Genomic DNA, 1,124 nt, shown 5'->3' with positions numbered 1-1,124 from the left:
AATTGATAAATGCAATCATAATTAAATAGTATTAACTAGTCTCGCGACGATGGCGGAAGGGCTACACCTGTTCCCATACCGAACACAGAAGTAAAGTCTTCCAGCGCCGAAAGTACTTGGTGGGTAACTGCCTGGGAGGATAGGACGTTGCGGGGTTTTAAATATTCCTCAGTAGCTCAACGGTGGAGCACTCGGCTGTTAACCGATAGGTTGTTGGTTCAAATCCAACCTGGGGAGCCAATAAGTCAATAAGCGGGTGTGGAATGAACCGGTTTCATATCCGCTATTTTTAAAGAGCGGCCCCTTGGTCAAGCGGTTAAGACACCGCCCTTTCACGGCGGCTACAGGAGTTCGAATCTCCTAGGGGTCACCATAATTATTTTAACAAAGCGGCCTGGTAGTTCAGTTGGTTAGAATGCCAGCCTGTCACGCTGGAGGTCAAGGGTTCGAACCCCTTTCAGGTCGCCATTTTAAGCAGAGAACCAAAAATGCACGAACGTAGTGAGTGAACATTTTTGTGTGAATCGCTTATGCAATTATCGACAGTTTGCTTCCTTTAAATTATAATAAAGCAAAATAAGAGATAATTGTAAACAGATCAATGCATCAATACTTGTGGCTCAATTGGCATAAGTAGAGAACCCAAATCTTTGATTTGGTGTGAATCACTTAGTTATGTGTAGCGGATCAAGGAACAAGTACAGTAATCAAGCAAACCCTTTTATTAGGCTGATGTGGCTCAATTGGCAGAGCAGCTGATTTGTAATCAGCAGGTTAACGGTTCAAGTCCGTTCATCAGCTCCATTTTTTTGTAAAAAAACAGCGGGAGAATGCCCGAGTGGCTAAAGGGGGCGGACTGTAAATCCGTTGACGGCGTCTACGATGGTTCGAATCCATCTTCTCCCACCATTTAATATCTTTATGACCCATTAGCTCAGTTGGTATAAGTAGAGAACCCAAATCTTCGATTTGGTGTGAATCACTTAGTTAGGCAAACAACTGGATTACATCAACGTATGAAGACAAACACAATTAAATATTTTATGACCCATTAGCTCAGTTGGTAGAGCATCTGACTTTTAATCAGGGTGTCGGGCGTTCAAGTCGCCCATGGGTCACCATTT

At 43.4% G+C, this 1,124-nt stretch carries 6 tRNA genes and 1 rRNA gene; all 7 read left to right on the top strand.

The window, feature by feature from the left end:
- Positions 1 to 39: 39 nt before the first annotated feature.
- The 7 genes from rrf to FZC40_RS16900 all read left to right on the top strand — a co-directional run bounded on the left by rrf (position 40) and on the right by FZC40_RS16900 (position 1,121).
- Positions 40 to 156: ribosomal RNA gene (gene rrf, locus FZC40_RS16930) — 5S ribosomal RNA — on the top strand.
- Between the two features lie 9 nt (positions 157 to 165).
- Positions 166 to 240: transfer RNA gene (locus FZC40_RS16925), tRNA-Asn, on the top strand.
- 58 nt (positions 241 to 298) lie between these two features.
- Positions 299 to 373 (top strand) — tRNA-Glu (locus FZC40_RS16920).
- A gap of 18 nt (positions 374 to 391) precedes the next feature.
- A tRNA-Asp gene (locus FZC40_RS16915) sits at positions 392 to 468 on the top strand.
- Positions 469 to 728: 260 nt separating this feature from the next.
- Positions 729 to 804, top strand: a tRNA-Thr gene (locus FZC40_RS16910).
- A gap of 20 nt (positions 805 to 824) precedes the next feature.
- A tRNA-Tyr gene (locus FZC40_RS16905) sits at positions 825 to 909 on the top strand.
- Positions 910 to 1,045: 136 nt separating this feature from the next.
- Positions 1,046 to 1,121: transfer RNA gene (locus FZC40_RS16900), tRNA-Lys, on the top strand.
- Positions 1,122 to 1,124 lie beyond the last annotated feature (3 nt).

The sequence above is a fragment of the Acetobacterium tundrae genome, assembly GCF_008086615.1.
In the GTDB taxonomy this organism is placed as follows: domain Bacteria; phylum Bacillota; class Clostridia; order Eubacteriales; family Eubacteriaceae; genus Acetobacterium; species Acetobacterium tundrae.
Note: the sequence above shows the minus strand (reverse complement) of the source record. Positions and strands in the feature narration are given on the sequence as shown.